General features: G+C 69.2%; 23 protein-coding genes and 2 pseudogenes. 13 read left to right on the top strand and 12 right to left on the bottom strand.

Annotated elements, in window-relative coordinates; all coding sequences use genetic code 11:
• Positions 1 to 146: 146 nt before the first annotated feature.
• The 3 genes and pseudogenes from ACIA5D_RS49295 to ACIA5D_RS49305 all read right to left on the bottom strand — a co-directional run.
• A pseudogene (locus tag ACIA5D_RS49295) lies at positions 147 to 338 on the bottom strand (helix-turn-helix domain-containing protein); the annotation flags it as partial.
• A gap of 10 nt (positions 339 to 348) precedes the next feature.
• Positions 349 to 1,161 (bottom strand): SAM-dependent methyltransferase, encoded by an 813-nt coding sequence (locus ACIA5D_RS49300; RefSeq protein ID WP_396037668.1) that lies wholly within the window; start codon positions 1,159 to 1,161, stop codon positions 349 to 351.
• A 167-nt stretch (positions 1,162 to 1,328) separates the two neighbouring features.
• Positions 1,329 to 1,958, bottom strand: coding sequence for a TetR/AcrR family transcriptional regulator (locus ACIA5D_RS49305; RefSeq protein ID WP_396037669.1), 630 nt, complete (start codon positions 1,956 to 1,958; stop codon positions 1,329 to 1,331).
• Positions 1,959 to 2,126: 168 nt separating this feature from the next.
• On the opposite strand from ACIA5D_RS49305, the gene ACIA5D_RS49310 reads away from it, so the two are divergent.
• Positions 2,127 to 3,065 (top strand): ABC transporter ATP-binding protein, encoded by a 939-nt coding sequence (locus ACIA5D_RS49310; RefSeq protein WP_396037670.1) that lies wholly within the window; start codon positions 2,127 to 2,129, stop codon positions 3,063 to 3,065.
• Positions 3,062 to 3,820 carry an ABC transporter permease gene (locus ACIA5D_RS49315; protein WP_396037671.1) on the top strand — a complete coding sequence of 253 codons (759 nt, stop codon included), beginning with the start codon at positions 3,062 to 3,064 and terminating at the stop codon, positions 3,818 to 3,820. The genes ACIA5D_RS49310 and ACIA5D_RS49315 overlap by 4 nt, the downstream gene beginning before the upstream one ends.
• Before the next feature lie 50 nt (positions 3,821 to 3,870).
• Here ACIA5D_RS49315 and ACIA5D_RS49320 read toward each other — a convergent pair whose 3' ends face one another.
• A complete protein-coding gene (locus ACIA5D_RS49320; protein WP_396037672.1) occupies positions 3,871 to 3,996 on the bottom strand; it encodes a hypothetical protein in 126 nt (41 codons plus the stop codon).
• A 94-nt stretch (positions 3,997 to 4,090) separates the two neighbouring features.
• Between ACIA5D_RS49320 and ACIA5D_RS49325 the strand changes: the two genes are divergently transcribed.
• The 8 genes from ACIA5D_RS49325 (at position 4,091) to efeB (ending at position 12,535) form a co-directional block, all read left to right on the top strand.
• Complete coding sequence (locus ACIA5D_RS49325) at positions 4,091 to 4,954, top strand: MBL fold metallo-hydrolase (protein ID WP_396037673.1); 864 nt, start codon at positions 4,091 to 4,093, stop codon at positions 4,952 to 4,954.
• Between the two features lie 17 nt (positions 4,955 to 4,971).
• Entirely contained in the window at positions 4,972 to 5,454 is a 483-nt protein-coding gene (locus ACIA5D_RS49330; protein ID WP_396037674.1) for a MarR family winged helix-turn-helix transcriptional regulator, read from the top strand.
• A 16-nt stretch (positions 5,455 to 5,470) separates the two neighbouring features.
• Entirely contained in the window at positions 5,471 to 5,722 is a 252-nt protein-coding gene (locus tag ACIA5D_RS49335) for a hypothetical protein (RefSeq protein WP_396037675.1), read from the top strand.
• A gap of 325 nt (positions 5,723 to 6,047) precedes the next feature.
• A complete protein-coding gene (locus ACIA5D_RS49340; RefSeq protein ID WP_396037676.1) occupies positions 6,048 to 7,577 on the top strand; it encodes a cellulase family glycosylhydrolase in 1,530 nt (509 codons plus the stop codon).
• Between the two features lie 69 nt (positions 7,578 to 7,646).
• Entirely contained in the window at positions 7,647 to 8,051 is a 405-nt protein-coding gene (locus ACIA5D_RS49345; protein WP_396037677.1) for a chromate transporter, read from the top strand.
• 133 nt (positions 8,052 to 8,184) lie between these two features.
• Positions 8,185 to 10,080, top strand: a complete 1,896-nt coding sequence (locus tag ACIA5D_RS49350) for a cellulose binding domain-containing protein (RefSeq protein WP_396037678.1) — start codon at positions 8,185 to 8,187, stop codon at positions 10,078 to 10,080.
• Positions 10,081 to 10,088: 8 nt separating this feature from the next.
• Positions 10,089 to 11,330 carry an EfeM/EfeO family lipoprotein gene (locus ACIA5D_RS49355; RefSeq protein WP_396037679.1) on the top strand — a complete coding sequence of 414 codons (1,242 nt, stop codon included), beginning with the start codon at positions 10,089 to 10,091 and terminating at the stop codon, positions 11,328 to 11,330.
• Positions 11,327 to 12,535 (top strand): iron uptake transporter deferrochelatase/peroxidase subunit, encoded by a 1,209-nt coding sequence (gene efeB, locus ACIA5D_RS49360; protein WP_396037680.1) that lies wholly within the window; start codon positions 11,327 to 11,329, stop codon positions 12,533 to 12,535. Before ACIA5D_RS49355 ends, efeB begins: the two co-directional genes overlap by 4 nt.
• Positions 12,536 to 12,561: 26 nt before the next feature.
• Here the strand turns inward: efeB and ACIA5D_RS49365 are convergent.
• The 3 genes and pseudogenes from ACIA5D_RS49365 to ACIA5D_RS49375 all read right to left on the bottom strand — a co-directional run.
• Positions 12,562 to 12,691, bottom strand: a pseudogene (locus ACIA5D_RS49365) (cbb3-type cytochrome c oxidase subunit I); the annotation flags it as partial.
• Between the two features lie 55 nt (positions 12,692 to 12,746).
• Positions 12,747 to 12,878 carry a TraR/DksA family transcriptional regulator gene (locus ACIA5D_RS49370; protein ID WP_396037710.1) on the bottom strand — a complete coding sequence of 44 codons (132 nt, stop codon included), beginning with the start codon at positions 12,876 to 12,878 and terminating at the stop codon, positions 12,747 to 12,749.
• Positions 12,879 to 13,075: 197 nt separating this feature from the next.
• Positions 13,076 to 13,900 carry an alpha/beta fold hydrolase gene (locus ACIA5D_RS49375; protein ID WP_396037681.1) on the bottom strand — a complete coding sequence of 275 codons (825 nt, stop codon included), beginning with the start codon at positions 13,898 to 13,900 and terminating at the stop codon, positions 13,076 to 13,078.
• Between the two features lie 654 nt (positions 13,901 to 14,554).
• Here ACIA5D_RS49375 and ACIA5D_RS49380 point away from each other — a divergent pair.
• Positions 14,555 to 15,457, top strand: coding sequence for an alpha/beta fold hydrolase (locus ACIA5D_RS49380; protein ID WP_396037682.1), 903 nt, complete (start codon positions 14,555 to 14,557; stop codon positions 15,455 to 15,457).
• 346 nt (positions 15,458 to 15,803) lie between these two features.
• Here ACIA5D_RS49380 and ACIA5D_RS49385 read toward each other — a convergent pair whose 3' ends face one another.
• The 3 genes from ACIA5D_RS49385 to ACIA5D_RS49395 form a co-directional block, all read right to left on the bottom strand.
• A complete protein-coding gene (locus tag ACIA5D_RS49385; protein ID WP_396037683.1) occupies positions 15,804 to 18,050 on the bottom strand; it encodes a LuxR C-terminal-related transcriptional regulator in 2,247 nt (748 codons plus the stop codon).
• Positions 18,051 to 18,534: 484 nt separating this feature from the next.
• Positions 18,535 to 19,020, bottom strand: coding sequence for a hypothetical protein (locus ACIA5D_RS49390; RefSeq protein WP_396037684.1), 486 nt, complete (start codon positions 19,018 to 19,020; stop codon positions 18,535 to 18,537).
• Between the two features lie 10 nt (positions 19,021 to 19,030).
• Positions 19,031 to 19,411: a hypothetical protein gene (locus ACIA5D_RS49395; RefSeq protein WP_396037685.1), complete on the bottom strand. Its 381-nt coding sequence runs from the start codon at positions 19,409 to 19,411 to the stop codon at positions 19,031 to 19,033.
• Between the two features lie 306 nt (positions 19,412 to 19,717).
• Here ACIA5D_RS49395 and ACIA5D_RS49400 point away from each other — a divergent pair, with 306 nt between their 5' ends.
• Complete coding sequence (locus ACIA5D_RS49400; protein WP_396037686.1) at positions 19,718 to 22,363, top strand: tetratricopeptide repeat protein; 2,646 nt, start codon at positions 19,718 to 19,720, stop codon at positions 22,361 to 22,363.
• 561 nt (positions 22,364 to 22,924) lie between these two features.
• The gene (locus ACIA5D_RS49405) at positions 22,925 to 23,917 is read left to right on the top strand and encodes a hypothetical protein (protein WP_396037687.1); all 993 of its coding nucleotides are present in this window, start codon (positions 22,925 to 22,927) and stop codon (positions 23,915 to 23,917) included.
• A 542-nt stretch (positions 23,918 to 24,459) separates the two neighbouring features.
• Here the strand turns inward: ACIA5D_RS49405 and ACIA5D_RS49410 are convergent.
• Entirely contained in the window at positions 24,460 to 25,293 is an 834-nt protein-coding gene (locus ACIA5D_RS49410; protein WP_396037688.1) for a ThuA domain-containing protein, read from the bottom strand.
• A gap of 327 nt (positions 25,294 to 25,620) precedes the next feature.
• The gene (locus tag ACIA5D_RS49415) at positions 25,621 to 26,538 is read right to left on the bottom strand and encodes a helix-turn-helix transcriptional regulator (RefSeq protein WP_396037689.1); all 918 of its coding nucleotides are present in this window, start codon (positions 26,536 to 26,538) and stop codon (positions 25,621 to 25,623) included.
• Positions 26,539 to 26,543 lie beyond the last annotated feature (5 nt).

A 26,543-nucleotide genomic window follows, 5' to 3' on the forward strand; every position in this document is an offset into this window, starting at 1 on the left:
CGACGCGGTTGCCGAACATCGGTCAGGCGGCGGTCAGTGGTGGCATTCGGCCCGGAATGAAGAGCTCGGCGTCAGCGGTGGTACGCCCGGAGCCTTTGTGATCGGTTCGCGTTGCGAAGGAGGGGAAGTCGTCCGATGTCGTATCCCAGGTCGGCGACGTCACGTTCCTTGAAGCCGACCCGGCCCAGCTCCATCCGGCTGATTTTGGACTCGGAAGCACGGATCGGAAATCCCGCCTGCTCCCGGGACAGACCCTTCGCCAGCCGCAGGGCACGAAGCTGAGCGCCGAGCTGGATCCGGCGGACGGTCGAGCCGCCGCCCTCGCTTCCGGGCGGCATCGGATCGGGGTTACGCCTTCCGCCCGACGGCGGCGAACTGGGCGATGTCGGGAGCGGCCAGTGCCTCTTCGTCCGGCTTCCAGCGGGTCACCGAGACCACGCCGGGCTCGATGATCTCCAGACCGTCGAAGAGCGCCGCGATCCGCTCGGGGCTGCGCAGGTGGTATTTCGGCTCGGCGGAGATGTTCCAGATGCGCGCAGCCTCCACCACGGCCTCCTCGGTGTCGCCACCGTCGTACATCGCGAGATAGCTGCCCGAGGGAAGGCCCGCCAGCAGCCGGTCGACGATCGACTTCGCCGCCTCGTCACTCTCGACATGGCCGAGGATGCCCATGAGCATGAGCGCGACCGGCTTGGTGAGGTCGAGTGTCTTGCCGGCCTCGTCGAGGATCAACTCGGGATCGCGGAGATCGGCGTCGACGTAGGCTGTGGCACCCTCGGGGCTGCTGGTCAGCAGGGCCCGCGCGTGCGCCAGCACGAGCGGGTCGTTGTCGACATAGACGATGCGCGAGTCGGGAGCGGCCCTCTGCGCCACCTCGTGCGTGTTGTCGGCCGTCGGCAGGCCTGTGCCGATGTCGAGGAACTGCCGGATGCCGGCCTCAGCCGCGAGGTAGCGCACGGCCCGGGCGAGGTATTTGCGGGACAGCCGGGCGTACGTCCCCAGATGGGGCATCGCCGCGGTGATCTGGTCGCCGACGGCCCGGTCGGCCTCGAAATTGTCCTTGCCGCCGAGAAGGTAATTCCAGATCCGGGCGGTCTGCGGAATGTTCGTCTCCAGCTTTGCCGCGGTCGTGTCGCCGTCGCCGGCCGGGTGCTCCGTCACGTCCAAATCCTCACACTGGGAACGGGCCAATGCGTCCATAGTGGATCACGTCGATCTTGGGCCGAGCATACTCCCCGCTGACAGCCGCTCACGTCGGATACAAACAGCCTCGAAAAGGGGTAGCCGCGCTCGAGGTCACCGCCGCGCGCTCGGCATTCGGATGACGATCAGCGGTAGGCGCGCAGGAACGCGTCCACCCCGTCGGCGATGATCGCGTCGAGCTCCGGCGGTGGGGTGCCGGTCCGCCGGCCGGTGACCGCGTTCAGCGCGAGGCTGATCGTCAGGGCGGTGAAGTGCCGGGCCGCGAGGGCGGGATCGGGGGCCCGGATCGCCCCCTCGGTCGCCAGCTCGGCGAACCGCTCCTCGAGCATCCGCTCCGGACGGTCGCGTGCCGCCTCGGGCAGCTGGACGGACCGCTGCTGCGACTCCAGTCGGCGGAAGGCCAGGTAGTCGGAGGACGCGAAGGTCTGATCGGCGATGCGACGCCCGAACGCGGTCAACGCGTCGCGCAGGTCGCGGCCCGGCGGCAGCTCCTCGTCGATCGCCGTGCGGATGGTGCGGACCAGCGCGTCGTTCACCCGCTCGAGCACCCGCAGGAAGATCGTTTCCTTGTCGCCGAAATGGTCGTAGACGGTCCGCTTGGAGACCTGGGCGCGCGCGGCGATAGCGTCCACGCTCGCGCGCTCGTAGCCCTCGGTGATGAACAGAGCCTCGGCCGCGTCGAGGATCGCGGTCTTCTTGCCCTCGGACCGGCGGCGGCGCCCCGGGGTCTGGACCTCCGCGATAACCCTCGGCACGGCCGACAGCATACGCCCGCGTCACTCAGACCCACCGGAGGTGCGGTGTGCACGACGGTTCCGCGCCTGGTCGGAGGCGATCGGTGTGCCGTCCCTCTGATTCTCTCAGGCGCGCTTGCCGCGGGTCGATAAACTACACCGGACAGTGTGGTTTTCGAGGAGGGGTGTATGTCATCAGCAAGCGCGAGATCGGCCGTCGGCATCCGGGCCGAGAAACTGACCAAGAGGTACGGCGGCACCGTCGCGGTCGACGATCTGTCCTTCACTGCGGAACCGGGGGTGATCACCGGGTTCCTGGGGCCCAACGGAGCCGGCAAGAGCACGACGATGCGCATGCTCTTCGGGCTGACCACCCCGACGTCCGGCACCATCACGATCGGCGGCCGTGACATCGCCGACCTGGACGACCCGGCCCGCACCATCGGCGCCCTGCTCGACGCCCGGGCGGTGCACCCGCACCGCGCCGCGTTCCATCACCTGCTCGCCTTCTCCCAGGCCGCGGGCCTCGACCGGCGCCGCGTCCACGAGGTGCTCGAACTGGTCGGGCTCTCCGGCGCCGCCGACCGCCGGGCGGGGGAGTTCTCGCTCGGCATGAACCAGCGGCTCGGCATCGCCACCGCGCTGCTCGGCGACCCCGGCGTGCTGGTGCTCGACGAACCGCTCAACGGCCTCGACCCGGAAGGCATCCGCTGGATCCGCACCCTCATGCGCGATCTCGCACGGGAAGGCCGCACCATCCTGTTCTCCAGCCACCTGATGTCGGAGATGGAGCTCACCGCCGACAACCTCATCGTCGTCGGGCAGGGCCGCCTCATCGCCGAGGCCTCCCTCGACGAGTTCGTCCGGGCCAACACCACCCAGGCCGTCACCGTGCGAGCCCAGTCCCCGGCCCGGCTCGCCCGGGCGCTGGGCGCGGCCGGCGTCACCTTCACCACCCAGCCGGACGCCTCGTTCCTGGTCACCGGCGCCGACTCCGGCACGGTCGGCCGGATCGCCGCGGCCGAGGGGGTCGCGCTCGACGAGCTCGGACGGGTCCGCGAGTCACTGGAGGACGTGTTCCTCCGCCTCACCCACGACGTCACCGAGTACGAAGGTCTCCCGGCATGAACATTCTCCGTTCCGAATGGACCAAGCTCCGCAGCGTCCGCAGCACCTGGATCGCCGCCCTGAGCGCGGTGGCCTCCGGCGTCGCCCTCAGCGTGCTTGGCGCCTCCGACCTGCTCGGCACGTCGGCTTCCGACCTGCCCGCCGGCTGGGACCCGACCGCCGAGAGCCTCAAGGGCTTCCTTTTCGCGCAGTTGATCATCGGAATGCTGGGCGCGCTCAGCGTCACGCCCGAGTTCGGCACCGGCATGATCGGCACCAGCCTCGTCTTCGTGCCGTCCCGGTCCCGGCTGCTCGCCGCCAAGGCCACCGTGGTCGCCGCGATCGGTCTCGTGGTCAGCCTGGCCACCACGATGCTCAGCTTCGGCGTGGTGCAACTGATGCTGAACGGAGCCGGCCTGCCCGCCGCCGGCCTCGGCGACCAGGGAGTCGCCCGCGCGCTGATCGGCGGCACCCTGTACCTCACCCTCGTCGCCCTGCTCGGGGTGGCCATCGGCGCGCTGGTCCGGTCGGCGACCAGCAGCCTCGCGTTGCTGGTCGGGGCGCTTCTGCTGGTGCCGGCGCTCGGCCCGGGCCTACCCGGCGCCGTCGGCGACTGGTTCGGCGAGTACTGGCCGATCACGGCCGGTCAGGCCGCCTACGCGGCGGTGCCGGCCGACGGCATGATCGCTCCGGCACTCGGCCTGTTCATCCTGGCCGTCGCCGCCGCCGCGGCCACCGTCGCCAGCCACGTGACGTTCCGCGTGCGCGACGTCTGACGGCCGCGGGCGCTGCCCGGCCGGCTCGCGGCCGGCGGCATCGGCCCGGGTCAGTCCCCGCCGGGGACCGCGCCGTCGCCGGCCAGCAGCGGCACCGTACGCACCGATCGGCCCTCAGCGTCCAGGATGCGGCCCAGCAGCTTGACCACGCGCAGCACCACCGAGCGGTCCTGCACGCGCAGCGCCGCCGAGGTGCTGGGGAGGTAACCGCCAGATATTCTTACCCGAGAAAGTCTTGCTCCAGACGTTCCCGGCTCATACGATCTCTGCATGTCATCGCTTCCCAAGCCCGCCGCCTGGACCCACCCCCTGCCGGTCGCTCATCCACCCGCGGACCTGGCCATCTACCACCTGCCAACCGGCACGTACGAGACCCGGGCCGCTCTCGCCGTCCGGGGCGGGTCGTTCCGCGACAAACGCCACTTCGCCGCGTCCGCGGTCCTGATCCGGCACCCGGAAGGGGATCTGCTGATCGACGCGGGCTTCGGCGCCGGCGTCGCGGCCCACGTCGCGCTGCTTCCCCGGTTCGTGCGCGCCCCCTACCAGGTGGGCCGCACCGTGAGAGAGCAGCTCGACGACGCCGGCTACGACCGAGGCCGGCTGCTGGGCGTGCTGCTGACCCACTCCCACTGGGACCACACGAGCGGCCTCGACGGCCTGCGGGGCACGCCGATCTGGATGAATGCGAACGAGCGGCAGTACGCCGCCACCGACCCGGACGGAAAGGTCTTCCGTCAGGTGTCCCAGGGCCGCGAGATCCACGAGTACGGGTTCGCCGACCAGCCGTACCTCGGATTCGACTCGAGCTACGACGTGCACGGCGACGGCTCGGTGGTCATCGTCCTCGCCGGCGGCCACACCACCGGCTCCGTGATCGTCTTCGTGACCCTGCCGGCCGGCCCGCGGTACGCCTTCATCGGCGACCTGACCTGGCAGATCGACGGCATCCGCCGACGGGTCGAACGGCCGTGGCTGCTGAGCAAGCTCGCCGACAGCGATCCCGGCCGGCTGCGCCAGGACCTCCTGCGCATGATCGCCCTGGACGGGCTGATGCGGATCGTCCCCGCCCATGACCTCGGCTCCTACGACGACATCCCGCTGCTGACACGTGAAGCCGCGGCGCGGTCCCACTGAAGACGTACGGTTTGCCGATGCAAAGCCCGCCAGCACCGTCGCCCGAGGCCGCCGGCCCGAGCCCCACCATCGACTCCGAGATCACCTGGCTCCTGCACCGAGCGGCTCAGCGCATGCACGCGGCGACCGGCGAGGTGGCCGAGAAACACGGACTCACGCTGCGCGACTACATCGTGCTGAGCGCCCTCGTCAAGACGCCCGGCCTCACCCAGGGCGAACTCGGCAGAGCCCTGGGGCTGGACAAGACCACCCTGATGAGCCAGCTGGACCGTCTCGAACACCGAGCCCTCGTCGTGCGCCACAGCGCCCCCCACGACCGCCGCCTGCGCATCCCCGTCATCACCGACGACGGCCGGGCTCTGTGCGCGACGGTGGCCGACGCCTGCGCCGCCGTCGAGAGCTCCGTCCTCGACAGCTTCGGGCACGACCAGGTCCAGACCCTCCGCCGCATGCTCTTCACGATCATCGGCGACGCCGAGGACCGCGGATCGTGCCTCTGAAAACCAGGAGAAGACCATGACAAGCTTTTCCCCGTACGGGATGAGCGATCGTGCCGCCGCCGGCCGGGAGGTCTACGCCCGCAACTTCGCCGTGGACTCTGCGCAAGCCGAGCGGATCATGACCGAGCGCGCTGGTGCCGTCTTCACCCGGGAGGCCTTCGAGGCCGCCGGCGGCCCGGGCTGGCAGAGCACGGCCCTGACCGACCGGGACCGCGCCATCGCCGCCCTTGTGGCGCAGAACGTCACCGACCAACGCTTGACCACCTAGGCGCCAGTCCCTCGTGGGTTCGTCGCGTTGCAGACGCTGCCGGAAGGGCTGCTCGCGGCCCTGCTGCGTCGCTTCTTGCGAGGCCCGACGGCCGCACATAGCGGGCTCAACAAGCTAGATCGAATACCTGATTAGCAACCCTCGTCGATAGGCGCATGGCCCGACGGTCCGCCATCGGCATGTCCACCCACGCCTTGATGGGATCAACCGCCACACCCGACCCGCCGCCGACCGCCGCAAACAATGGCTTGACTTAACCAGGAACGCCGCCGACCATGTTGGGAGCGCTCCCATCGAAGAGGGTCAATAGCATAAGGGGCTTCTCATGAAACACCGCGTTGCCCTCGTGGCAGCGGCGGCAGCCGGCCTGTTCACCACCGGCGCGGTCGTAGCCGTGTCCACCGCATCGGCCGCGACGACCGGCTGTACGGCGACCTATACGGTCGTCAGCCAATGGCAGGGCGGATTTCAGGGCGGTGTCTCGTTCACCAACCTCGGCGATCCGCTGTCCAGCTGGAAGCTGGAGTTCACCTTCCCCGACGCCGCCCAGAAGGTCACCCAAGGCTGGAACGCCACCTGGTCCCAGTCGGGTTCGGCGGTCACCGCAGTCAACATGAGCTGGAACAACAGCGTCGCCACCAACGGTTCCGTCTCGCTCGGGTTCATCGGCAGCTGGGGTAGCAACAACGCGAGCCCGGCGTCCTTCAAAGTCAACGGCGTCACCTGCACCGGCAGCTCGACCACCACACCCCCGACCACAGCCCCGACGACTCCGCCGACCACCGCGCCGACGACTCCCCCGACGACGGCCCCGACGACTCCGCCGGCGGGCGGTTCGGCGCCCGCGCTGAAGGTCTCCGGGAACAAGATCGTGACCTCCGCCGGGACGACCTACCGTCTGCTGGGCGTCAACCGCGCCAGCGCAGAATTCGCCTGCGTGCAGGGCAAGGGCGTCTTCGACGGTGCGCAGCCCGACCAGGCCTCGGTGGACGCCATGAAGACGTGGAACATCCACGTCGTCCGGATCCCGGTCAACGAGCAGTGCTGGCTGGGCACCAACGGCACGCCGAGCGGGGCCACGTACCAGCAAGCGGTCAAGGACTACGCCACCCTGCTGGTGGCCAACGGAATCAATCCGATCATCGACCTGCACTGGACGTACGGCAGTTACAGCGGCGGCGGCAACGGCAACTGCACGGACGTCAACGCGACGTGCCAGAAGCCCATGCCGGACGCGCAGTACGCGCCACAGTTCTGGACCAGCGTGGCCAACGCGTTCAAGGGCAACAACGCGGTCCTGTTCGACCTGTTCAACGAGCCGTGGCCGGACAACGCCGACGGCTACGCCAGCGCGGCCAACGAGTGGAAGTGCTGGCGTGACGGCGGGACCTGCGGCGGCATCACGTACCAGGTGGCCGGCATGCAGAGCCTGGTCGACGCGGTACGCGGCACCGGCGCCACCAACATCCTCCTGCTGGGCGGCCTCGCGTGGTCCAACGACCTGACGCAGTGGCTGACGTACAAGCCGACCGATGCCGCGGGCAATCTGGTGGCGGCCTGGCACGTCTACAACTTCAACTCCTGCTCCAACACGTCCTGCTGGGACAGCCAGATCGCCCCGGTGGCCGCCCAGGTGCCGGTCGTGGCCGGTGAGATCGGCCAGAACTCGTGCGCGCACGACTTCATCGACCAGGTGATGACGTGGGCCGACACGCACAACGTCGGGTACCTCGCCTGGACCTGGAACCCGTGGGGCTGCAGCGGCGGCAACGTCCTGATCCAGGACTACACCGGCACCCCGACCGACAGCTACGGCTCCGGCTTCAAGGCACACCTGCTCACCGTCAACCCGTAGGCCCCACTCCACACAGCCTCGGCCGGCTCGCGCGACCACCTCGTGCGCGCCGGCCGAGGCGCGCTTGAAGTGGCGGGCGCGGTCGGCTACGCCGCCGCCGGTCCCGGCGGGGGACTGCTCGCCTCCGCCGTCGCGTTCAGCCACCTTGTTCGCATTCGTCCCGCTCGGCGCTTCGACCGGCTGCGGGACGACCGACGCGTGCGGGTCTTCGTCGACGGCGCCGAACCGGCCGCCGTCGGCGTGATCCTGGGCTCCGCCGTCCCGCTCACCCGGGCGCTCGGGCGGCCCTGGCAGTACGCCGTCCTCGCCGGCGCCGCAGTCCTCATCCTCGTCCTGCGCCGCGGGCCGGTCCGCACGCTGCTCGCGGCCGCCGCTGCCGGCGTCATGCTGGTCCTGACCGGCGGAGCCCTCCACAACGACCCTGGTGTCCGAAACGTTTTCGACGTCCAGCGAGACCTGTCTAGCAGGACTTAGCTCTCGTCGATCGACAAACCTTTCGATAGGTAAGCCCTTGCCGAAAAGGTTTTCGTCCGCCATGCTGGCGAACCAGTGATGACTGTCGATGCGATGGGCATCGCGGCCCCCACCGAGCCGCAAGGAGAGGACCATGCCGAAAGGATTCCGCCGGATGCTCGTCTCGGCGAGTACCGCAACGGCGGTCGCGCTGGCGGTGGCCAGCGCGGTCGTCGCCCATGCCGCCGCTGCCGGCTGCCAGGTGACCTACGCGGTCAGCTCGCAGTGGAGCGGCGGGTTCGGCGCCACCGTCACCATCACCAACCTGGGCGACCCGATCGACGGCTGGACGCTGCGGTGGTCGTACGCGGCCGGGCAGACCGTCACCCAGGCCTGGAACGCTACGGTCAGCCAGAGCGGCGCCGCGGTCACCGCCATCAACGTGGGCTACAACGGCACGATCGCGACCAACGGCAGCGCCGGCTTCGGGTTCAACGGATCCTGGACCGGGTCCAATCCGGCGCCGACGGCCTTCACCCTCAACGGCATCGCCTGCACCGGCGCCGTCACGCCCACCACGCCGCCGGCGACGAGCCCGCCGACCACCACCCCGCCGGCCACCCCGCCGACCACGCCGCCGACGACCCCGCCGACCAGTTCGCCCCCGTCCAGCGCGCCGCCGGCCGTCCCCGGTACCCCGGGCACGTGGACCGCGGTGCCGGTGAACCCGTACAACGGCGGCGCCGGCACGTTCATGTGGCTGCTCACCGACGGCAGCATCCTGTCCAACGGCAGCGACCTGCACCAGTGGGTCAAGCTCGTGCCCGACCAGTTCGGCGATTACACCAAGGGCACCTGGAAGCAGCTGGCGACCAGCCCGTACGGGGTCGGCGCCGCGCAGGAGCAGATCCTGCCAGACGGCCGCTTCTACCAGGCCGGCGGCGAGTACGTCTACCAGTGGCCGTCCGGGAGCTCGTCGAACGACCACAACGGCGTGCAGTTGTACGACCCGGTGGCCAACACGTGGACCCTCGGTCAGTCCGGTCTCTACGGCAACCTCTGGGACACCGGCACGGCACACCTGAAGGACGGCCGGATCGTGTCGAGCGACCAGCGGCAGGCGCGTACCCAGATCTTCGACGGGAAGACCGGCAAGTGGACGGCGGGACCGAACCGGCCCGCGCCCGCCGCCGAGGACGGCTGGGTGCCGCTGCCGGACGGCTCGATCGTCTCGATCGGCAACGGCGGCGCGTACCGCTTCGACCCGGCCGCCAATGCCTGGTACACCGTGGCGCGCCCGCCCTCCTCGTACGCGAACGGCAGTGTCGACACCTCGACCGTAACGCTGATGTATGACGGGCGGATCCTCGCCATGGGGCACAACACCTCGGTCATCTACACGCCCGGTGCGCGGCCGAGCGACCCCGGTTCGTGGCAGCAGGGCCCGGCGATCCCGCAGGGTTCGTTCACCGACGACGTGTATGCCACGCCCGAGGTCAACGGCAAGGTGATCTTCGATTCGGTGCAGTGCAGCTGGCTGACCAACGAGTGCGGGTCCGCGTCCGGCGCGAACGTCAACGAGTTCGACCCGGCGACCAACACGATCGCGATCATCAGCAAGCCGAACGACGCCCGCGGCGCCCCGGTCAACTTCATCAATCTGCCGAACGGTCAGGTCCTGGCCGCCGCGGGCAGCCGCAACTGGGTCTACACGCCGATCGGCGGCCCCCGGGACGCCTGGCGGCCGACGGTCACGTCGATCACCGGCAGCGGCACCTATCACCTGTCCGGCACGCAGCTCAGCGGCCAGGTGAGCCTGGGTGAGGACGACTACCAGAACCCGCAGAACTACCCGATCGTCTACCTGAAGGACAGCGCCGGCCACGTCTACTTCGCCCGCAGCTTCAACTTCAGCTCGATGATCACAAGCCGGCCGGGCGAGGCGCAGACGGCCGACTTCACCCTGCCCTCCGGCCTGCCGCGCGGCACCTACACGTTGTATGTCTCGGCGTGCGGTGTCTCGTCGGCCGGATACTCCTTCACCTACTGAGGCAGCTGATGGCGCGCTTCCGTTCCGCCCCGCTCGCCGCCACGACGGCCGCTCTGGCCGTCGTGGCGGCGGCCGGCGCCTTCGCATTCGTCCGTTCCGGAGCCTCGGCGGCGGCTCCGGTGCCGACCGAACGGGAGGCGCGGGCGCTCATCGACAGATATCGCACCGACGCCGCCGCCGGCATTTCCCGGGACATCCGGTACGCCGAGGCGGTGCGCACGATCGGCGCCTGCTCCGATCCGCCGGGGACGTACACGATCTCGTCCCGGTTCAGCATGATGCCGCCATCCGGCACGGACGGCGCCGCGGCCGTCGATGCGCTGCGACAGCACTGGGCCGATCTCGGCTACCGCGTCGTCACCGACGTGCCGGGGCAGAACTCGCAGCTGCTCACCGAAGATCCGGCCACCGGCTTCCGGGTCGGGATCAGCCGGCGCGCGGCAGACTTCCTCCGCCTCGTCGTCTCGTCGCCGTGCTTGGCGTTGCCGTACACGCCGGCGTCTCCGGTGCTGCCGGCGGAGCAGGCCGGCGTTCGCGCGGCGTACCAGGAGTATGTGGCCGGCGTGCTGGATCGGCTGACCCAGGACGTGGCCGCGCTGCGGACCGCGGTCGGAGGGCGGGACCGGGCGAAGGCCCGCGCCGCCTGGCTCACCGCCCAGCTGACCTGGGATCGCGTCGGCGCCGCGTACGGCAGCTTCGGCGACTACGCGGACGCGATCGACGGCCTGCCGCAAGGGCTGCCCGGCGGTGTCCGGGATCCGGCCTTCACCGGTCTGCGCCGGATCGAGTACGAACTCTGGCACGACAAGCCACTCGGCACGCTGCGACCGATGGTCGACGCCGTCGCCGGGCAGGTGGCCGCGCTCCGTGCCGACCTGCCCGGCTCGGCGCCCGACGCGATCGACCTGCCCCTGCGGCTGCACGAGATCCTGGAGGACGCCTTGCGCTTCCACCTTGCCGGGCTGACCGACATGGGCGCCGGCGCCGGTCTGGCCGAGACGGCGGCCGACGTGGATGCCACCGAGGCCCTGCTCGACTTGTTCGGTCCCCTGCTCGACGAGCGCAGCCCGGCACTGCGACCGGCCGCCCACGCCGGACTCGAGAACCTCCGGCACGCGCTGGCCGCCGCGCACGGGTCACCCTTGGAAGCCCTCTCTCCCGCCGTACGCCGCGACATCGAGGCCGCCCTCGGTGGTGTCCTGGAAACGCTCGCCGGATCCCCCGGCCTGCTGGAAGTGACCGGATCATGACCGTCAACCGCCGCGACGTCCTCAAACGGCTGACCGCGGGCGCGGTCGGCGCCGCCGCCGTGGCCGCCCTGCCCGGCGCGCAGCCCACGCTCCGCGCGGTCGCGGTCGCGGCCGGCGCGGAGGCGCCGTCGTTCCACGGACCGCACCAGGCGGGAATCTTCACGCCGCCGCAACGCAGCGCCGTCTTTGCGGCCTTCGACATGACCGTGCCGTCGGCCGGCGCGCTGCGGCAGACGCTGCGGACCCTCACCGCCCGGGCCCGTTTCCTGACCACCGGCGGCGAGCCGGACGCCGGGCCGATCACCACCCCGCCGGCCGACAACGGCGTGCTCGGCCCTGTCGTCCCCGCGGACCGGCTGACGATCACCGTCTCGGTCGGCGGCTCGCTGTTCGACGGGCGGTTCGGCCTGGCCGCGCGCAAGCCCCGCGCGCTCACCGCGATGGGCGTCTTCCCCGGCGACGCGCTCGACCCGGCCTGGTGTCACGGCGACCTCCTTCTGCAGATCTGCGCGGATAACGCGGACACCGTCCACCACGCGCTGCGCGACATCGCCCGGAACACCCGCGGAAGTCTGCTGTTGCGGTACCGCCGCGCCGGATTCCTGAACCCGCCGCGACCGTCCGGAGCGCCGCGCAACCTGATGGGCTTCAAGGACGGCACCAGCAACCCGATCGCGGCCGAGGGCGCCGACCTGATCTGGGCCGGTGCCGACGAGCCGGACTGGGCGGCGGGCGGCAGTTACCAGGTGCTGCGGTTCATCCGGATGCACACCGAGTTCTGGGATCGGGTGTCGCTGGCCGAACAGGAGGCCATCATCGGCCGGCGGCGGGACAGCGGGGCGCCGCTCGACGGCTTCGACGAGTTGGACAAACCCGATTACGAGCGGGACCCGGCGGGCGCCCTCACCCCGCTCGACGCGCACATCCGGCTCGCCAACCCGCGGACCGCGGAGACCACGGGCGGCCGCATCCTCCGTCGCCCGTACAACTACGACGACGGCCTGATCCCCGGCGGCAACCTGGACGCGGGTCTCATCTTCTGTGCCTACCAGCGGGACCTTCGGCGCGGTTTCGAGGCAGTTCAGAGGCGGCTCGCCGACGACCCGCTCAACGACTACATCCGGCCGTTCGGCGGCGGCTACTTCTTCGCCCTTCCCGGCGTGACGTCCGCACAGGATTGGTACGGCCGCGGCCTGCTCGACTGAGCCGGGCGCCGGCAGGTGAGGATGGGGCCGAAGTCCGCCGCGCCGCCGGGGAACGCGACGTCGGGCGGCCCCGATCTGCAGCGGCACGACGTAGTTGGCGAAGGCGAACAGGGTTGGCGTGGCGAACAGCAGCAGCATGATGGTGCCGTGCACCGACGGTGACCTTCCGCCGGGGGACTTGCCGGCGGCGCGGCCGGAGGCGAGCCGGCCGTCAGCCGTTGTGTCGCTGCTGGCATGGGACGCAGAACCGGGCGTGCGGCAGGACCGCCAGCCGCTCGGCCGGGATCAGGGTGTCGCACTTGTCGCAGCGGCCGTAGCCGCCGTCCGCGATCGCAGCGTTGATCGGGGTACATTCCGAGTCTCTTCTCCCAGATCACCGCCCGCATGACTGGTCCGATCAATGAGCCTTTTTCGTACGCCCAGCAGAATGATGGCGCCTTTTCGATAATGGCGACGACCCTCCGCACCCGTGTTGCAGCGATTATCTGAGCCTTGAGGAACTCGAGGCGGAAGGTCTCATCGCTTTTGCGTCAATTCTGCTTACGTACGCAGCCATTCCAGTAGGTCGCGGTTGATGACCTCATGCTGTGTGGTGATCATGCCGTGCGGGTAACCCTGGTATGACTTGAGCGTCCCGTTCTGGACGAGCTTGACGGTCAGGGGACCCGCGTCGTGGAACGGAACGACCTGGTCGTTGTCGCCGTGCATGACCAGCGTCGGGACCGAGATCTTTTTGAGGTCCTCGGTGAAGTCCGTCTGTGAGAAGGCCACGATGCTGTCATAAGCGGCCTTCGCGCCGCCCATCATGCCTTGGCGCCACCAATTCTGGATAAGGGCCTCTTGCGGCTCGACGCCGGGCCGGTTGAAGCCGTAGAACGGGCCGGCTGCGACCTCGCGGTAGAAGCCGGAGCGGTTGCTGGCCAGTTGCGCCTGGAAGTCGTCGAAAACCTTCTTCGGCGTGCCCTCCGGGTTCTTGTCGCTCTGCACCATGATCGGCGGAACCGCGCTGATCAACACCGCCCGGGCGACCCGGCTCTCGCCGTGCCGGCCGATGTAGCGCGCGACCTCGCCGCCGCCGGTGGAGTGACCCACGTGGATCGCGTCGTGCAGATCCAGGTGGTTGACCACGGCCGCCAAGTCGTCGGCGTAGTGATCCATGTCGTGGCCGTCGGCGACCTGCTCGGAACGCCCGTGGCCGCGGCGGTCGACTCCCACGACGCGGTATCCCTGGTTCAGGAAGAACATCATCTGGGGATCCCAGTCGTCGGAGGACAGCGGCCAGCCATGGCTGAATACGATGGGCTGCCCCGACCCCCAGTCCTTGTAATAGATCTCCGTGCCGTCATTCGACGTAACAGTAGGCATTTTCCGCTCCTTCGCCGTACATCGCTTTTACTCGCGAAGTCTGTCGTGTGCAGTTACTTTGTCCCGCGCGCGCAATTGCATGCGAAATGATGCATAACTCTGGGCCTCATCGCTGGCTCCCAGCGGCGAGTGGAAAGCGGGATCTGTGTATACAATGAGCGTACGTGTCGCGACGTTTCACGATGTGCTGAAGGCGACATATCCGAATGGCGGCGGAAAGGCATTTCCGTCAGGTAGGGCGTTGGCCACGTACACCGGCGCGGACGGCGAGCCGGTGCTCACTCGCCGCACGTCCAGGGACGGCACATCCACCGGATATACGCCGACGACAACACCCCGGATCGTCCGCTCCGCCGATATCACTAATTGTGTATCTCATGCACAAAAATCCCGGCATGCGCAAAATCGACCGCCTGATACCGCGTCGAATTATCACTCGGTCTCCGCAGGTCGACGCGCGAAAGCGCGGTGTGCCCGACTTAGGCCAAGATCGTTAGATCCTGCCTTGGCTGGTGGTGTTGAGCTGCGGGTTCGCTCGTCGGCTCGAGCGAATGTGCGCACTAATCGTCGAGTCCGTACGGTGAGTCCAGCGTCATGGTCTCTCAATCGCTGTGGGCCTCTGAACCGGCCCGCCGCAGTCGTCCTGGAGGTCGCGTGCGCATCAGCCTTGGCGATGTGTCCCTGTGGTTCGATGTCTCCGGCCCGTCAGTCATCCCGCAGGGGGACACGACGGTGGAGCGCCCGGTCCTCGTGGCCGTCCACGGCGGCCCCGGCCTGGACCACATGACGGTGAAGTCCGCGCTGGAGCCGCTGGCCGCCGATTTCCAGGTCCTGTACTTCGACCTGCGCGGCCACGGCCGCAGCGACCGCAGCAGCGCCGAGTCCTGGAACATGCGGACTTGGGCTGACGACCTGCGGCGGCTGTGCGACGCGCTCGGGCTGCGCAAGCCGGTCATCCTCGGCAGCAGCTTCGGCGGGGACGTCGCGCTCACCTACGCGGCGCTGTTCCCCGATCACTCTGGCGCCATCATCCTGGCCAACACGACTGGTGGCCACTGGGACGATCCACGCGTCATCGAGGCGTTCGGCCGCGTCGGCGGCCCCGAAGCGGCCGCCATCGTTGAGCGCGTCCGCACATACCGCCGGGGCGGTTACGCCGCGGACGCCGAGGATCTCCAGGCTGAGTTCACCCGCGTCTGCTACCCGCTCTACAGCGCCACGCCGGGCTGGGCCGAGGAGTCCCGCCGGTTCCTGGCCCGGATGATCAGGAACCCGGACGTCGCCGCGCACTACGACAGCCACGAGGTCTTAAGCTTCGATCCCTGGAGCCTGCTCGGCGCCGTCCGGTGCCCCGTCCTGGTCCTCGCCGGCGAGGACGACCCGGTCTGCCCGCTGCCCGTGGTCGAGGAACTAGCCAGCCAGCTGCCGGCCGACACCACCCGCCTCGTGCGACTTCCCGGGGCGCGTCACACCATCTTCCGCGACCGCCCGGACCTCGCCTTCCCCGCCGTCAAGACCTTTGTCGCCCAGATCAGGCAAAGCCACCCCGCCAGCTGACCCGCGCTGCCCGGCCAGGAAGACTGGACCACAGCCCGCCAGGTTCGCAAACTGTACGGACCCGGCCACCACTGGCCACGGCTCCCTTGCCCCTGATCTTGAACACAGAACGTCACCCAACGGGCGGCGGTGTTCAGGTAGAGCCTCGTTGTTCAGATAGGTGTTCATGTAGCCGGTCGATTGTTCAGAGAACTGATCCATACAAAGGAGGTTCCCCAACGCATCCACGGTGGCCCAGGTGCGCACTAATGTGGCCTAACTCGGGTCACTCGGTCTCCGCAGGTCGACGCGCGAAAGCGCGGTGTACGCCCAAGTCCGCTGCCGTCGTCCTGGACGCGCTCGGGCGCTACGGTCGCAGCAGCCCGAGGTCACGGCCCCGTGCGACGACGTCGTTGCGGCTGGAGCACTGCAGTTTCCGGCGGATCGAGACGAGGTGGGCCTTCACGGTGTTTCGGGAGATGTACAGCTCCGCGCCGATTTGGCCGAGGGACAGATGGGTCGGCAGTAGTTGGAGCACCCGCATCTCGGCCCTGGTCAGCGCCATTGCGCTCGGGACCGGGACTTGCCCACCGTCGGTGACGAAGCGGGCCAGGACCCGGCTCAGTTGCTGTCGGAGTGTTCCTTCGGTCAGCAGTCCGTCCAGCTGCCGTCCGGCTTCCTCCGCCTGGAAGCGTGCAGCGACGAAGTCGCCCAACTCGAGGAAGGTCTCGGCGAGCGTGATCGCCACCTGGGTCGACAACCAGGGGATCACCGCAGGTAGAAGTGTGGTGTTTATCCGCAGGACGGTGCCGGCGTAACGCCGGGCGGCCACCTGGTTCCCCTGGTGGGCGGCGACTCGCGCGGCGGCGACGTAGCCCAGGATGCTGAACAGGTGTTCCTCTATCCCGGCGGTCTCGATCAGGTTGACCGCCTGGCCGGCCTTGTCTTCCGCGCCGGGCCAATCGTCCCGGTCCGCCGCGAGTAGTGACAGCTCGGCCAGGGCCCCAACGGCGGCTGTCGGCGGTCGTCCCTCCGCGCCGAGCCGGGCCGCCAGGCCAAGTTCCTTGACCGCCACGTCGGCAGCGCCTTTCAGCGCGTGGGCGATGCCGAGCGCCGCCATTGCCGCCGGAAACCACGGGCTGCCGGGTGGCTCATATTTCGTAGCTGCCTGCGCGTCGAGCAGCATCTGGTCGACTCCCAATGCTCCCAAGGAGGCCCGCAGGACCGTGACGGCGGACGCGAGCGAGCTGCTGCCGTCCGGAAGTGGACCATCGAACGATCCGCGCTCCGCGGCATGCAGGCAGCGCTGTGCGCCCGGCATGTCTCCGATGAGCGCCAGGGTCCACGCCGCGGTGATCGCCAAGGGCGGGTAGCTGGCCAGGCCGTCCTCGCCCAGTGCCTCCAGCCATCGGCGGATCGTCTGAAGCCGGCCGGCGGCGACAAAGTCCGGCGCGTGCCGGTTGATCAAGCGGGCCGCCGCGAGGGTATCTCCACCTGTCAGCCGGTGCTCGATCGCGTTCTCGAGCTGCCCCTGCTGCTCGTACCAGTCGGCGGCGCGCCGGTGCACCCGGGACTCCTCGCCGGGTTCGCGGCGTCGGAGTTCGGACCGCAGCATCTCGGCGACCAGGCTGTGGTAGCGATACCACTCGCCGCGCCGGTCCAGCGGGACCACGAACAGGTTCCGTCGCGCCGCCTCGGCCAGCCGAACCGCAGAGCCGCGACCGCCGAGCACATGGTCGCAGAGCGCCCCGGACATCTGGCCGAGCGGGGCGGTGCGTAACAGGAACTGGACCGTGTCCGGAGATTCGTGGACGAGAAACTCCTCCCGGAAGTAGTCGACGATGTACGGATCGTCTCCGGTGAGCCGTCTCGCCGCGACGGCCGGATCCGACGCGGTCCGGATGGCCCGGGTGGCGAGATAGACGCCGGCCGGCCATCCCTCGGTGCGCTGGACGAGTGTGCCCACGGTGTCGTCCGAGGCGTCCACACCAGCGCGGGTGAGGATCGCCCGAACCTCCTCCGTCGTAAATGCCAGGGACTCCACTCCGAACTCGACGCAGCGGTCCTCGCTGCGCAGTCGACCGAAGCCGAGCCTCAGCCGGGACCCGATCGCGACGTGGAAGCCTGCCGGGAGGCCGGCGGCGAGCACGCGGATGAAGTTCATCGCCCCGACATCGCGCAGCTCGTGAACGTCATCGAGCACCAGAACAGCCCGCCGGTTCCAGTTCCGCAAGGACATCAGAAGGTGGCCGAGCGCCGTCAAGTGCCGGGACCCCTCGCCGACCGCGAGAGCCCGGAACACGGCCGGGTCCAGCGGCTGGATGCGGTCCAGCGCCAGAGCGACGTGGCCGGCGAGACGGACGGGGTCCCCGTCGGCCTCATCGACTGTCACCCAGGCGAACTCCCGGGTGTCCTCGGTCGCCCACTGGCTCAGCGCGATCGTCTTCCCGTAGCCAGCCGGCGCGGTCACCAGGATGAGCGTGATGCGCTCAGGCGTCGCGGCGAGAGCCTCCAGCAGCCTGGTACGCGCAATGAGACCCTCCCGGTGGACCGGGCGCTGAATCTTCGCCTCGACCACAGCGAAAGGAGGCTCCGAGTGCCGGTTGCGCATCATCCACCCGTCCTCGGCCGAGCGGCAGCTCGGGCCGCTGCCACGTCGTTGAGCAGTCGCTACACGCTACAACGCTGCCCGAGCGTCCGCTCGCTGGCGTGTCCTGCTGCATCTGGCTGTGGCAGTCGGGGAGTCAGGTTCGAGCGAAGCCCGCCGAAGTCGCACAACGGCGTACGCACCCTGATGCTCGACCCGGTGACACACGAACTGCTCGGGCCGGTCACGGCAGGGCCGGCGTCGCGGTATTTGTTCACCGGCTGTACGGGCTCGATGGAATCGGCGGAAAGAATCCTCGCCGAAGAACAATTGGTCGAGTGAAGCCGGTTGCCGAGTCAAGGGGTTATGGCGCCGCGACTCCTTGACCTACAGGCCGTGCGGCGGGTCAGCGTGACGCAGATGGTGGTGACCCCCGCCCCGGTAACAGCCACGGCGACAACCGGGGCGGCCCCTCGAAGAGGCCACCCCGGATTTTCCTGCCCGCCGTTGCTCAGCGCAGCCGGGCCGTCTGCCCGTCGGCGTAATAGTGAGCTTCGCTCGGATAGGTTCCGACGCAGACGTACGCCTGAGCCAGGAAGGTCTGGCTGGTACTAGGCGAATAGATCCGAGGCGTCCAGCACATCGTCTGACCGGGTTCGACGTACCGGTTCCCGCCGCTGGAGTTGCACGACCACTTGGCGCCGTCCGGGGAGCGGAAGAGGAGCGCGTTGCCCCAGTAGCCGGAGCGAAGCGGCGAGTACATGACCATGTATGCCCAGTAGTAGGACCCGCTTCGGCACAGTTGCACCGCCCCGACCGCCTGGCCGCCGACGTTGAGCCGCAGGTAGTCCGCCGACACGACGCTGCCCGCGCCCTGCGAGTGCTGGCAGTTGGCCGCGGCGACCACGGACTGGGTACCACTGGCGGCGTGTGCCGGGCTCGCCATACCGCCGACCGCCAGTACCAACAGGGCGATAATCGCAAGAAGTCGTTTCACCGGGAGCTCCTCAGCCACAGTTGATCCCGTACAGGATCCTGTCGGTCTGAATGCCGGCCATTCCACCGACGTCGACGCACCTGTGGGACATGTCGACGCCTGCCGGCGTGTACACCGGCCCCGCGTAGTACTTGTAATATCCCTCGTCGCAGCCGACGCTCGGGCACGCCGGCCACCTCGATCCCGACGGCCGGATCTGCGCCAGCGAGTACAGGTTCGCGCCGTACGCGCTGCCGGCGTGGTTGGCGACGAGACAATTGCGCTTCGCGGTGGACGAGTAATAGACGTCCAGGTACATGTTGACCTCGCCGGTCGCCTGGCTGGTCTCCGGGTAGTGGGTGACCAGCGAGTAGGACGATCCGCACGGTCCACCGGCCAGAGCCGAGACCATGCCGGTGAGGTTCCTCGAGTGGGCCTGAGCGGACGCCGGCGCGGCGAGTCCCATCAGGAGGGCGGCTATCGCCCCGACCAACGCCAGAGATCGCTGAGCACATGTCTTTCGCACTGCTTTCCTCCATGGTGTCGCCATCAGCGGATACGGCTGCCTTGCACCCCCCGGGCACGGCAGACCTTCTCGACTGAACACCACCGGTTGGACCGGCCGGCGTGTACCGACCGAATCCGAACGCGGTCGGCACGTCCACCGTCGTTAACCTAGGACGCACCCGGGACATCGACCCCGACCAGGAGGTGAGACATGCCGTCAGGGTTCCGGCGGGAGCTGGCCGGCCAGCCGGTCGACACCTTCGCGGATCCGCCCGACCCCGGGCAGGCCCTCACCCTCGACGACATTGTCGAACGGCTGCGGCTGTTGAAGGTCTGGGCCGGCGACCCGTCCTACGAGACCATCAAGGACCGCATCAACGCGGCGTGGTCCGAGGCCGGGCGACCGACCGGTGAGCTGGCCGGCAAGACCACCGTGGTGGACTGCTTCCGGTATGGCCGGCGGCGGCTGAATTCCGACCTGGTGATTGCGGTGGTCGAGGTCCTGCACCCCGATGTCGGGTACGTGACGCAGTGGCGCCAGGCGATGCGTGTGATCGGCGGAGAGACAACGGCGGCGGCGCACGTCCGGGTCCAGGACGAACTGCCCCAAGACCTGGCCGAGTTCACCGGCCGCACCGTCGAACTGGACCGCCTGCGCAGCGCACTGCAACGCGGTCAGCACGACGGCGGCGCGGTGGTGATCTCGGCGATCGAGGGCATGGCCGGGGTCGGCAAGACCCAGCTTGCCGTCCACGCCGGGCACCTGCTCGCCCGGGAGAGACCCTTCGAGCACGTCCTGTTCGTGAACCTGCGAGGGTTCCACCCTGACCCGGCCCAGCCGCCGGCCGATCCCGCCGCCGTCCTGGACGGCTTCCTGCGCCTCCTCGGCGTGCCCGGTCACAAGATCCCGCACGATCTGCTCACCCGCGCCGCCGCATTCCGCGGTCGCGTCGCCGGCACGCGCACGCTGGTGATCCTGGACAACGCCGCCGACGAGGACCAGGTCCGCCCGCTGCTCGCGGACACTCCCGGCTGCATCACGCTGGTCACCAGCCGGCGAAGCCTCACCGCCCTGCCGCCCGCGACACACCTGACCTTGGATGCGTTCACCGCGGAGGAGGCCGTGGTGTTCGTCACCCAGGCCGTGTCCGGGACCCCGGTCGGCAAAGATCCGCAGGCGCCGGCCCGGATCGCCCGGTGCTGTGGCTACCTGCCGCTGTCCCTGGGACTGGTCACCGGACACATCCGCGGCAAGCCCGGCTGGACCCTCACGGATCACGCCGACCGGCTCGACGAACGCCATCACGATCGCCGCTTGGACACCGGTGTGGAACTCGCCCTCCACCTGTCCTACCAACGCCTGTCCGCCGACCGGCGACGGCTGCTCCGGCTGGCCGCGCTGCATCCCGGCCAGGACTTCGACGCGTACGGCGTCGCAGCCCTGTGCGATCTCGACCTGTTCTCCGCACAGGCGCACCTGCGCGATCTGCGCCGCGACCACCTGTTGCAAGAGGCCAGCCCCGGCCGGTACACCCTGCACGACCTCGTCCGCGCCTTCGCCACCAACCTGGCCGGCGACGAAGACCCGCCACCCGAACGGCACGCGGCGCTGACCCGTCTGTTCGACTACTACCTGGCCGCGACCGCCGCCGCGATGGACACCCTGCACCCCGCCGAGGCGCATCGGCGCCCGCGGATCCCGTCGCCGGCCACCTCGACTCCGGTGCTGACGGAGGCGGGAACGGCCCGTGACTGGCTGGACGTCGAGCGCGCCGCCCTGGTCGCGATCGCTGCGCGCACCGCCACCCACGGCTGGCCGAGCCACACCACTCGGCTATCCACCATTCTCTTCCGCTACCTCAACGGCGGATACAACAACGACGCCCTGACCATCCACGGTCACGCCCACCACGCCGCCCGCAACACCAACGACGCCAAGGGGCAAGCACACGCGTTGACCAACCTCGGCGTCGCGTACGTCCAGATCGGCCGGTTCGCTCAGGCCGTCGACCACTTCGAGCGCGCCCTGAACCTGCACAAGCTGACCGAGGACCGCACCGGCCAGGCACGCGTCCTGACCAACCTGGGCATTGTCGAAGCGCGGCTGGGCCGCTACCGGCGGGCCGCCGACCGTCACGGGCAGGCGCTGACGCGCTACCGGCAGGCCGGTGACCGTACCGGTGAGGCCCGGGCGTTGGGCAACCTCGGCTTCGTCGCGGCGCGGCTAGGCGACTACCAGCCGGCCGCCGAGCGCTACCGCCAGGCCCTCGCCCTGTGCCGGCAGACCGGCGACCACGTCGGCGAGGCCTCCATGCTAGGCAACCTGGGCGACGTCGAGGTGCGGATCGGCCACTACGACCTGGCGGCTGAACACATCCAACAGGCAATGACCCTGTACCGGCAGCGCGGCGACCGCGACGGTGAAGCGTGGACGCTGGACAGCCTGGGCATCCTGCACACCCATCTCGACCAACCCACGCAAGCCGTCGAGCACCATCAACAGGCGCTGTCCATCTTCCGCCAGGCCGGCGGACGCGACGGCGAAGCCTATGCGCTCAATGGACTCGGAGAGGCAACCCAGGCCGCCGGTCAGTCCACCCACGCCGTCGCCCACCACGGTGCCGCGCTCGGCATCGCCGCCGACATCGGCGCGCTCGACCAGCAGGCCCGCGCCCACGCCGGCCTTGGCCGCGCCCACCACACTCTCGGCGATCTTGACCAGGCTCGCCAGCACTATCACCATGCGCTAGCTCGCTACCTCGATCTCGGCATGCCGCAGGCCGAACAGATCCGCGCCCAAATGACCGCGGTCGGCGAGACCCCAGCAGCCGACGCAGGTTCAACTGAACGTCAGTAGGACCATGGCGCTGGTGCGGCCATGTGTGCTCAGGGTCTCCCGGCCCTCGAAGGGCATCCGAGCGCGTTTCCCGGACCGGCGATGCGGCCGGAGAGAAGCCCCTCGTCCGCTCCGGCGAGGTGCCCGCCTGCAATGATCAGGTGTCGAGGAGCCGGGGCCACGTCAAACCGTCACACGTCGACTCCGCACGAGGCGGAGGGACCAAGTCGAGGCGTCACGCCGGGGCCACCAGAGACCGTCGGAATCAAATGCACGTTGCGCCATTATCTGTCCGTTGGCCGATAAGGGCGCGTTATTTGCCGTTGCCATCGAGCTTTGTTCGTTGTCACCGAAGTATGTTCGCAGCGCGGTTGCTGCCATGTGAGTTTGTCTGGCTGCGGCTTGCTCCCGGGCAGACGAATCGCCCGCGCTGTTGACGCAGCGACCGCCATGATGGGCGGGCGGTTGTCCTGGCGTTTCGCTCGGTACGAGCGGGTAGCCGCTGATCATGCCAGTTGGGCTGAGCGGCGCGGCCTCCACGCCGCCAGGCGCGCGTTTGGACGTGACAGTCATACTCGCTACGTGGATGTTGGCGCGCGTCTGCTCCAACTGGTCGGGTACCTGTTCTGCATCGCCGCTGTATTCGTCGGTATTGCTGCCGGGATCTTGACGCTGATCTCCAGCCGGTTGTCGGCCCGTGGCCGGATCGCCGGGCGTTCCCCGTTGTCCACATGCGCCCAAGTCTCGGCCGCGGCGGCCGGCCCCGGACCGTATCGCTTGTCTGGGCACACCGGAAACCCAGCGCAAGGAGACTTTCCGGCGCCATTGTCGGGCATGCTTTGTGTCTGGTACCGGTTGCGGGTCCACCGCCGGTACCGGACCACGGTGATGCGACCGGACAACGAGGGGGACTGGCGCGAGTTCGAGGTACTGGCCGAGGAGCCCGTCTGGGAGTGGGACTGCGGCCCGTTCCCGCTCCAGGATGCCACTGGCGCGGCGCTTGTCGCTCCGGCGCTGCTCGAACATTCCACCGCCCTCTCGCCGCGCCTAGGAGGCCAGCGTGGCGCCTCCGCGAACCTCGCCGCCGGGTTCGGCAGGGCCATGGCGGCCGAACCGACGGCTTCCACCGCCTACCAGTGGGTCAAGGACCTCGCCAAGGACCGCTACCCCGCGCGTACCACCGTCAACGAGCTTTACCAGGAAGGCGCCGAGGAAAGCCGCTACCGCAGCGGGGCGATCGGCACGCTCCGCGCCCACGCCCTGCTGCCAGACTCGCTGCTGCGCCACTTCGCTGACCCGGCCACGAAGACCCTCGGCTATCGCGTCACGGAAGAGACCATCCCACCGGGCTTGCCACTGAATGTATTTGCCCTTGCCACCGTCGTGGATGGGCGGACAATTCTGACCAACCCATTTGCGGACGTCCCGGCATTGTCCGTCGAACAACTACCGTCCGTCCTGGCCAGCGGCGCGCGCCGAAGCGCCCGCTGGATCGTACTGTTGGCGATCGCCGCATTGCTCCTGCTCGCCGCGGCGCTGATCCTGCTTGTTCCCACGGTGAGATCGGGACGGTAGCCCGAGGCGTCGCTCGTGGCCCGAAACATCCACGAACTCGAACCTGGACTCGTCGACGCCCCAGTCTCGATCTGCCCGCACCCACAGACTGATCGTTCAACCTCATAGCCAGCCCAGGATTGATCGGTGGGTAAGAAGTGCGGCAATGAGCCAAAGTGCGCAAAGATCGATTTGACTAGCATGCCGCTGACCGCTCGGGTGAGAGCTAGTGGTGTTGCACAACGTGACGGCTGATCGACGTTGTCGAATATCGGCACCTTGTCGACGAGCGACATACCGCGCCGTCGGACTCACGCAGGTGCACCTCCACCCAACCCGGCCACTCGAGATCGACCCATCGAACCGCCTCTGCGCGAAGGCTGGCGCAGTGTCATGCCGCCGATGGTGCACGCAGGTGCGGGATGAGTCGTCACGCTGCGTGCGCCCGATGCCCAGCCGAGTGCTGAACCGCTACGCGAACGCTCCGATCGCCAACACCGCGCTCAGCGGACTGCCGGCCGCCCAGAGCCGGGAAGCTCTCCGCGCGCCGGGCAATCCTCAGCTCAGTTCTCCCGGCCGCAGCTGAAGCGCGCCACGCCGGCCGCCATCTGGATACCGCCGAGGAGGTGGGCGAGCAGCAGCGGGTCGGAGTAGTACTCGGCCTTGTGTCCCATGGCGGTGTAGAAGGCGCGGCCCCCGTCGTACGGCTGGCACCAGGAGATCGGGTGGTGCCGACCCATCCCGGGCGAGCCGCCGGGGACGCTGTATCCGCGCGGGTCGTAGGTCCGTTCGTCCACCTCGGCGAGGACCCGCACGCTGTCCCGGGGGTTGGTGCGGAAGTTGTACCACTCCTCCTCCCGCTGCCAGCGGCGCGGCAGCGCCCGGGTGGCGGCGGTGTCACGGCCGAGGATCTTCACCGTGGCGACCTGGAACTGAGCGTTGACCGAGCCCGGGTGGTCGCGGAAATACGCTCCGACGAGTCCGCCGTACCAGGCCCAGTCGTACTCGGTGTCCGAGGCGGCGTGGATACCCGCGTACCCGCCGCCGGCGCGGATGTAGCGCTCGAAGGCCGCCTGCTGCGCGTCGGTCAGCACGTCGCCGGTGGTGCTCAGCCAGATCACGACGTCGTACCGGGCGAGGTTCGCGTCGGTGAACGCCGCGGCGTCCTCGGTCGCGTCGACCGTGAAGTTGTGCTGGGCGCCAAGCCGTTGGATCGCGGCCACCCCGGCCGGGATCGAGTCGTGCCGGAATGCCGCGGTCTTCGAGAAGACCAGCGCGCTGAACCGGTGGTGCCCGGACGCCGCCGAGTTGGCCGAAGCCGCGGCAGGCGGCCCCACCGGCCCGGCGAGCCCCACCGCCACAACCAGCGTCACCAGAAATCTGACCAGGCGCTTCATGACTGCTCCTCAGCGTCTTCGGTACGCGCATACCGGGCCCTCGATCGAAGCCTATGACTTTTGTCCGGACCGGGGAAGACGTCCGCCTGAACACGGAATGCCGCAGCTCGCCGGTACGGCGAGGACTCGGACGCGTCGATCGAGGCGACGCCGTTCCAGGAGGCGAAGTGGGCCCGGGCTGGCGAAGCTGGTGATGTCACCGATGTCACCGATCAGCCGGGCTCAAGTAATGGGACCTCTCCCGTGACTGGTCGAGGATCAGCAATCACGGGTTGTCCGTCGCCGTACGGGATCGGCGGTGCTTTTGTTGTTGTTTGTCGCCGTAGGTCATGAGGTCGGAGCGCTGCTCTGAGAAAGAGGGTCTGTCGCCCGAGATGGGGTGGCTGACCAGCTGGCGAGGAGTTTGAGTCGGTCTTCGGAGGCGGTGCCGGGTTCGGCGGTGTAGATGATCAGGTTGTGCACGGCTCGGCTGGACAGGGGCAGGTCGAGGTGCTGGAAGGTCAGTTCCAGGTGGCCGACCTCGGGGTGCTGGAGTCGTTTGATGCCGTCGTGGCGGATCAGGACGTCGTGCGCGGCCCATTGGTCGCGGAACTCGGTGCTGAGGGTGGACAGCTCGCCGATGAGGTCGCGCAGCGCCCGGTCGCGGGGCTCGCGAGCGGCCTCGGCGCGCAGCAGGGCGGCGGTGGCGTTGCCGGCGGCGTCCCAGTCGACGAAGAAGTCGTGTGCGCCGGGGTCGAGGAAGATGTAGCGGGCGATGTTGGGGCGGCCGGGCTTGTCGATGGTGGCGCTGTCGAACATCGGCGCGTACAGGGCTCGGGCCAGGGGGTTGCTGGCGATGACGTCCGTGCGGCCGTTGCGCGCGAACGCCGAGGACATCGTCATGGAGTCGAGCAGCCACTGGACTCGGGGCGGGACCTCGACGTCCCGGCGACGCGATGGCGTGCGCCTGGCGGCCCGCGATGACTGGGCCAGGTCGAACAGGTAGGTGCGTTCGTCGTCGTCCAGTCGCAGGGCGCGGGCGACCGCGTCGAGGACGTCTTCGGACACGCCGCCGATGTGACCCTTTTCCAGCCGCGTGTACCACTCTGCGCTCACGCCGGCGAGGACGGCGACCTCCTCGCGCCGCAGCCCCGCGACCCGGCGACGGGCGCTGGTCGGCAGCCCGGCCTGCGCGGGGGTGATTTTGGCACGTCGGCCGGCGAGGAAGTCGCGGATCTCGCCGCGGTTTCCGGGCTGCTGGTCCATGTCCT

The sequence above is a fragment of the Actinoplanes sp. NPDC051513 genome (genome assembly GCF_044454685.1).
In the GTDB taxonomy this organism is placed as follows: domain Bacteria; phylum Actinomycetota; class Actinomycetes; order Mycobacteriales; family Micromonosporaceae; genus Actinoplanes.

What these genes read in the sequence shown, in the direction of transcription:
- ACIA5D_RS49310 (WP_396037670.1), top strand. Translation starts at nt 2,127, where the DNA reads ATGTCATCAGCAAGCGCGAGATCGGCCGTCGGCATCCGGGCCGAGAAA.
- ACIA5D_RS49315 (WP_396037671.1), top strand. Translation starts at nt 3,062, where the DNA reads ATGAACATTCTCCGTTCCGAATGGACCAAGCTCCGCAGCGTCCGCAGC.
- ACIA5D_RS49325 (WP_396037673.1), top strand. Translation starts at nt 4,091, where the DNA reads ATGTCATCGCTTCCCAAGCCCGCCGCCTGGACCCACCCCCTGCCGGTC.
- ACIA5D_RS49330 (WP_396037674.1), top strand. Translation starts at nt 4,972, where the DNA reads ATGCAAAGCCCGCCAGCACCGTCGCCCGAGGCCGCCGGCCCGAGCCCC.
- ACIA5D_RS49335 (WP_396037675.1), top strand. Translation starts at nt 5,471, where the DNA reads ATGACAAGCTTTTCCCCGTACGGGATGAGCGATCGTGCCGCCGCCGGC.
- ACIA5D_RS49340 (WP_396037676.1), top strand. Translation starts at nt 6,048, where the DNA reads ATGAAACACCGCGTTGCCCTCGTGGCAGCGGCGGCAGCCGGCCTGTTC.
- ACIA5D_RS49350 (WP_396037678.1), top strand. Translation starts at nt 8,185, where the DNA reads ATGCCGAAAGGATTCCGCCGGATGCTCGTCTCGGCGAGTACCGCAACG.
- ACIA5D_RS49355 (WP_396037679.1), top strand. Translation starts at nt 10,089, where the DNA reads ATGGCGCGCTTCCGTTCCGCCCCGCTCGCCGCCACGACGGCCGCTCTG.
- efeB (WP_396037680.1), top strand. Translation starts at nt 11,327, where the DNA reads ATGACCGTCAACCGCCGCGACGTCCTCAAACGGCTGACCGCGGGCGCG.
- ACIA5D_RS49375 (WP_396037681.1), bottom strand. Translation starts at nt 13,900, where the DNA reads ATGCCTACTGTTACGTCGAATGACGGCACGGAGATCTATTACAAGGAC.
- ACIA5D_RS49385 (WP_396037683.1), bottom strand. Translation starts at nt 18,050, where the DNA reads ATGATGCGCAACCGGCACTCGGAGCCTCCTTTCGCTGTGGTCGAGGCG.
- ACIA5D_RS49395 (WP_396037685.1), bottom strand. Translation starts at nt 19,411, where the DNA reads ATGGTCTCGGCTCTGGCCGGTGGACCGTGCGGATCGTCCTACTCGCTG.
- ACIA5D_RS49400 (WP_396037686.1), top strand. Translation starts at nt 19,718, where the DNA reads ATGCCGTCAGGGTTCCGGCGGGAGCTGGCCGGCCAGCCGGTCGACACC.
- ACIA5D_RS49410 (WP_396037688.1), bottom strand. Translation starts at nt 25,293, where the DNA reads ATGAAGCGCCTGGTCAGATTTCTGGTGACGCTGGTTGTGGCGGTGGGG.
- ACIA5D_RS49415 (WP_396037689.1), bottom strand. Translation starts at nt 26,538, where the DNA reads ATGGACCAGCAGCCCGGAAACCGCGGCGAGATCCGCGACTTCCTCGCC.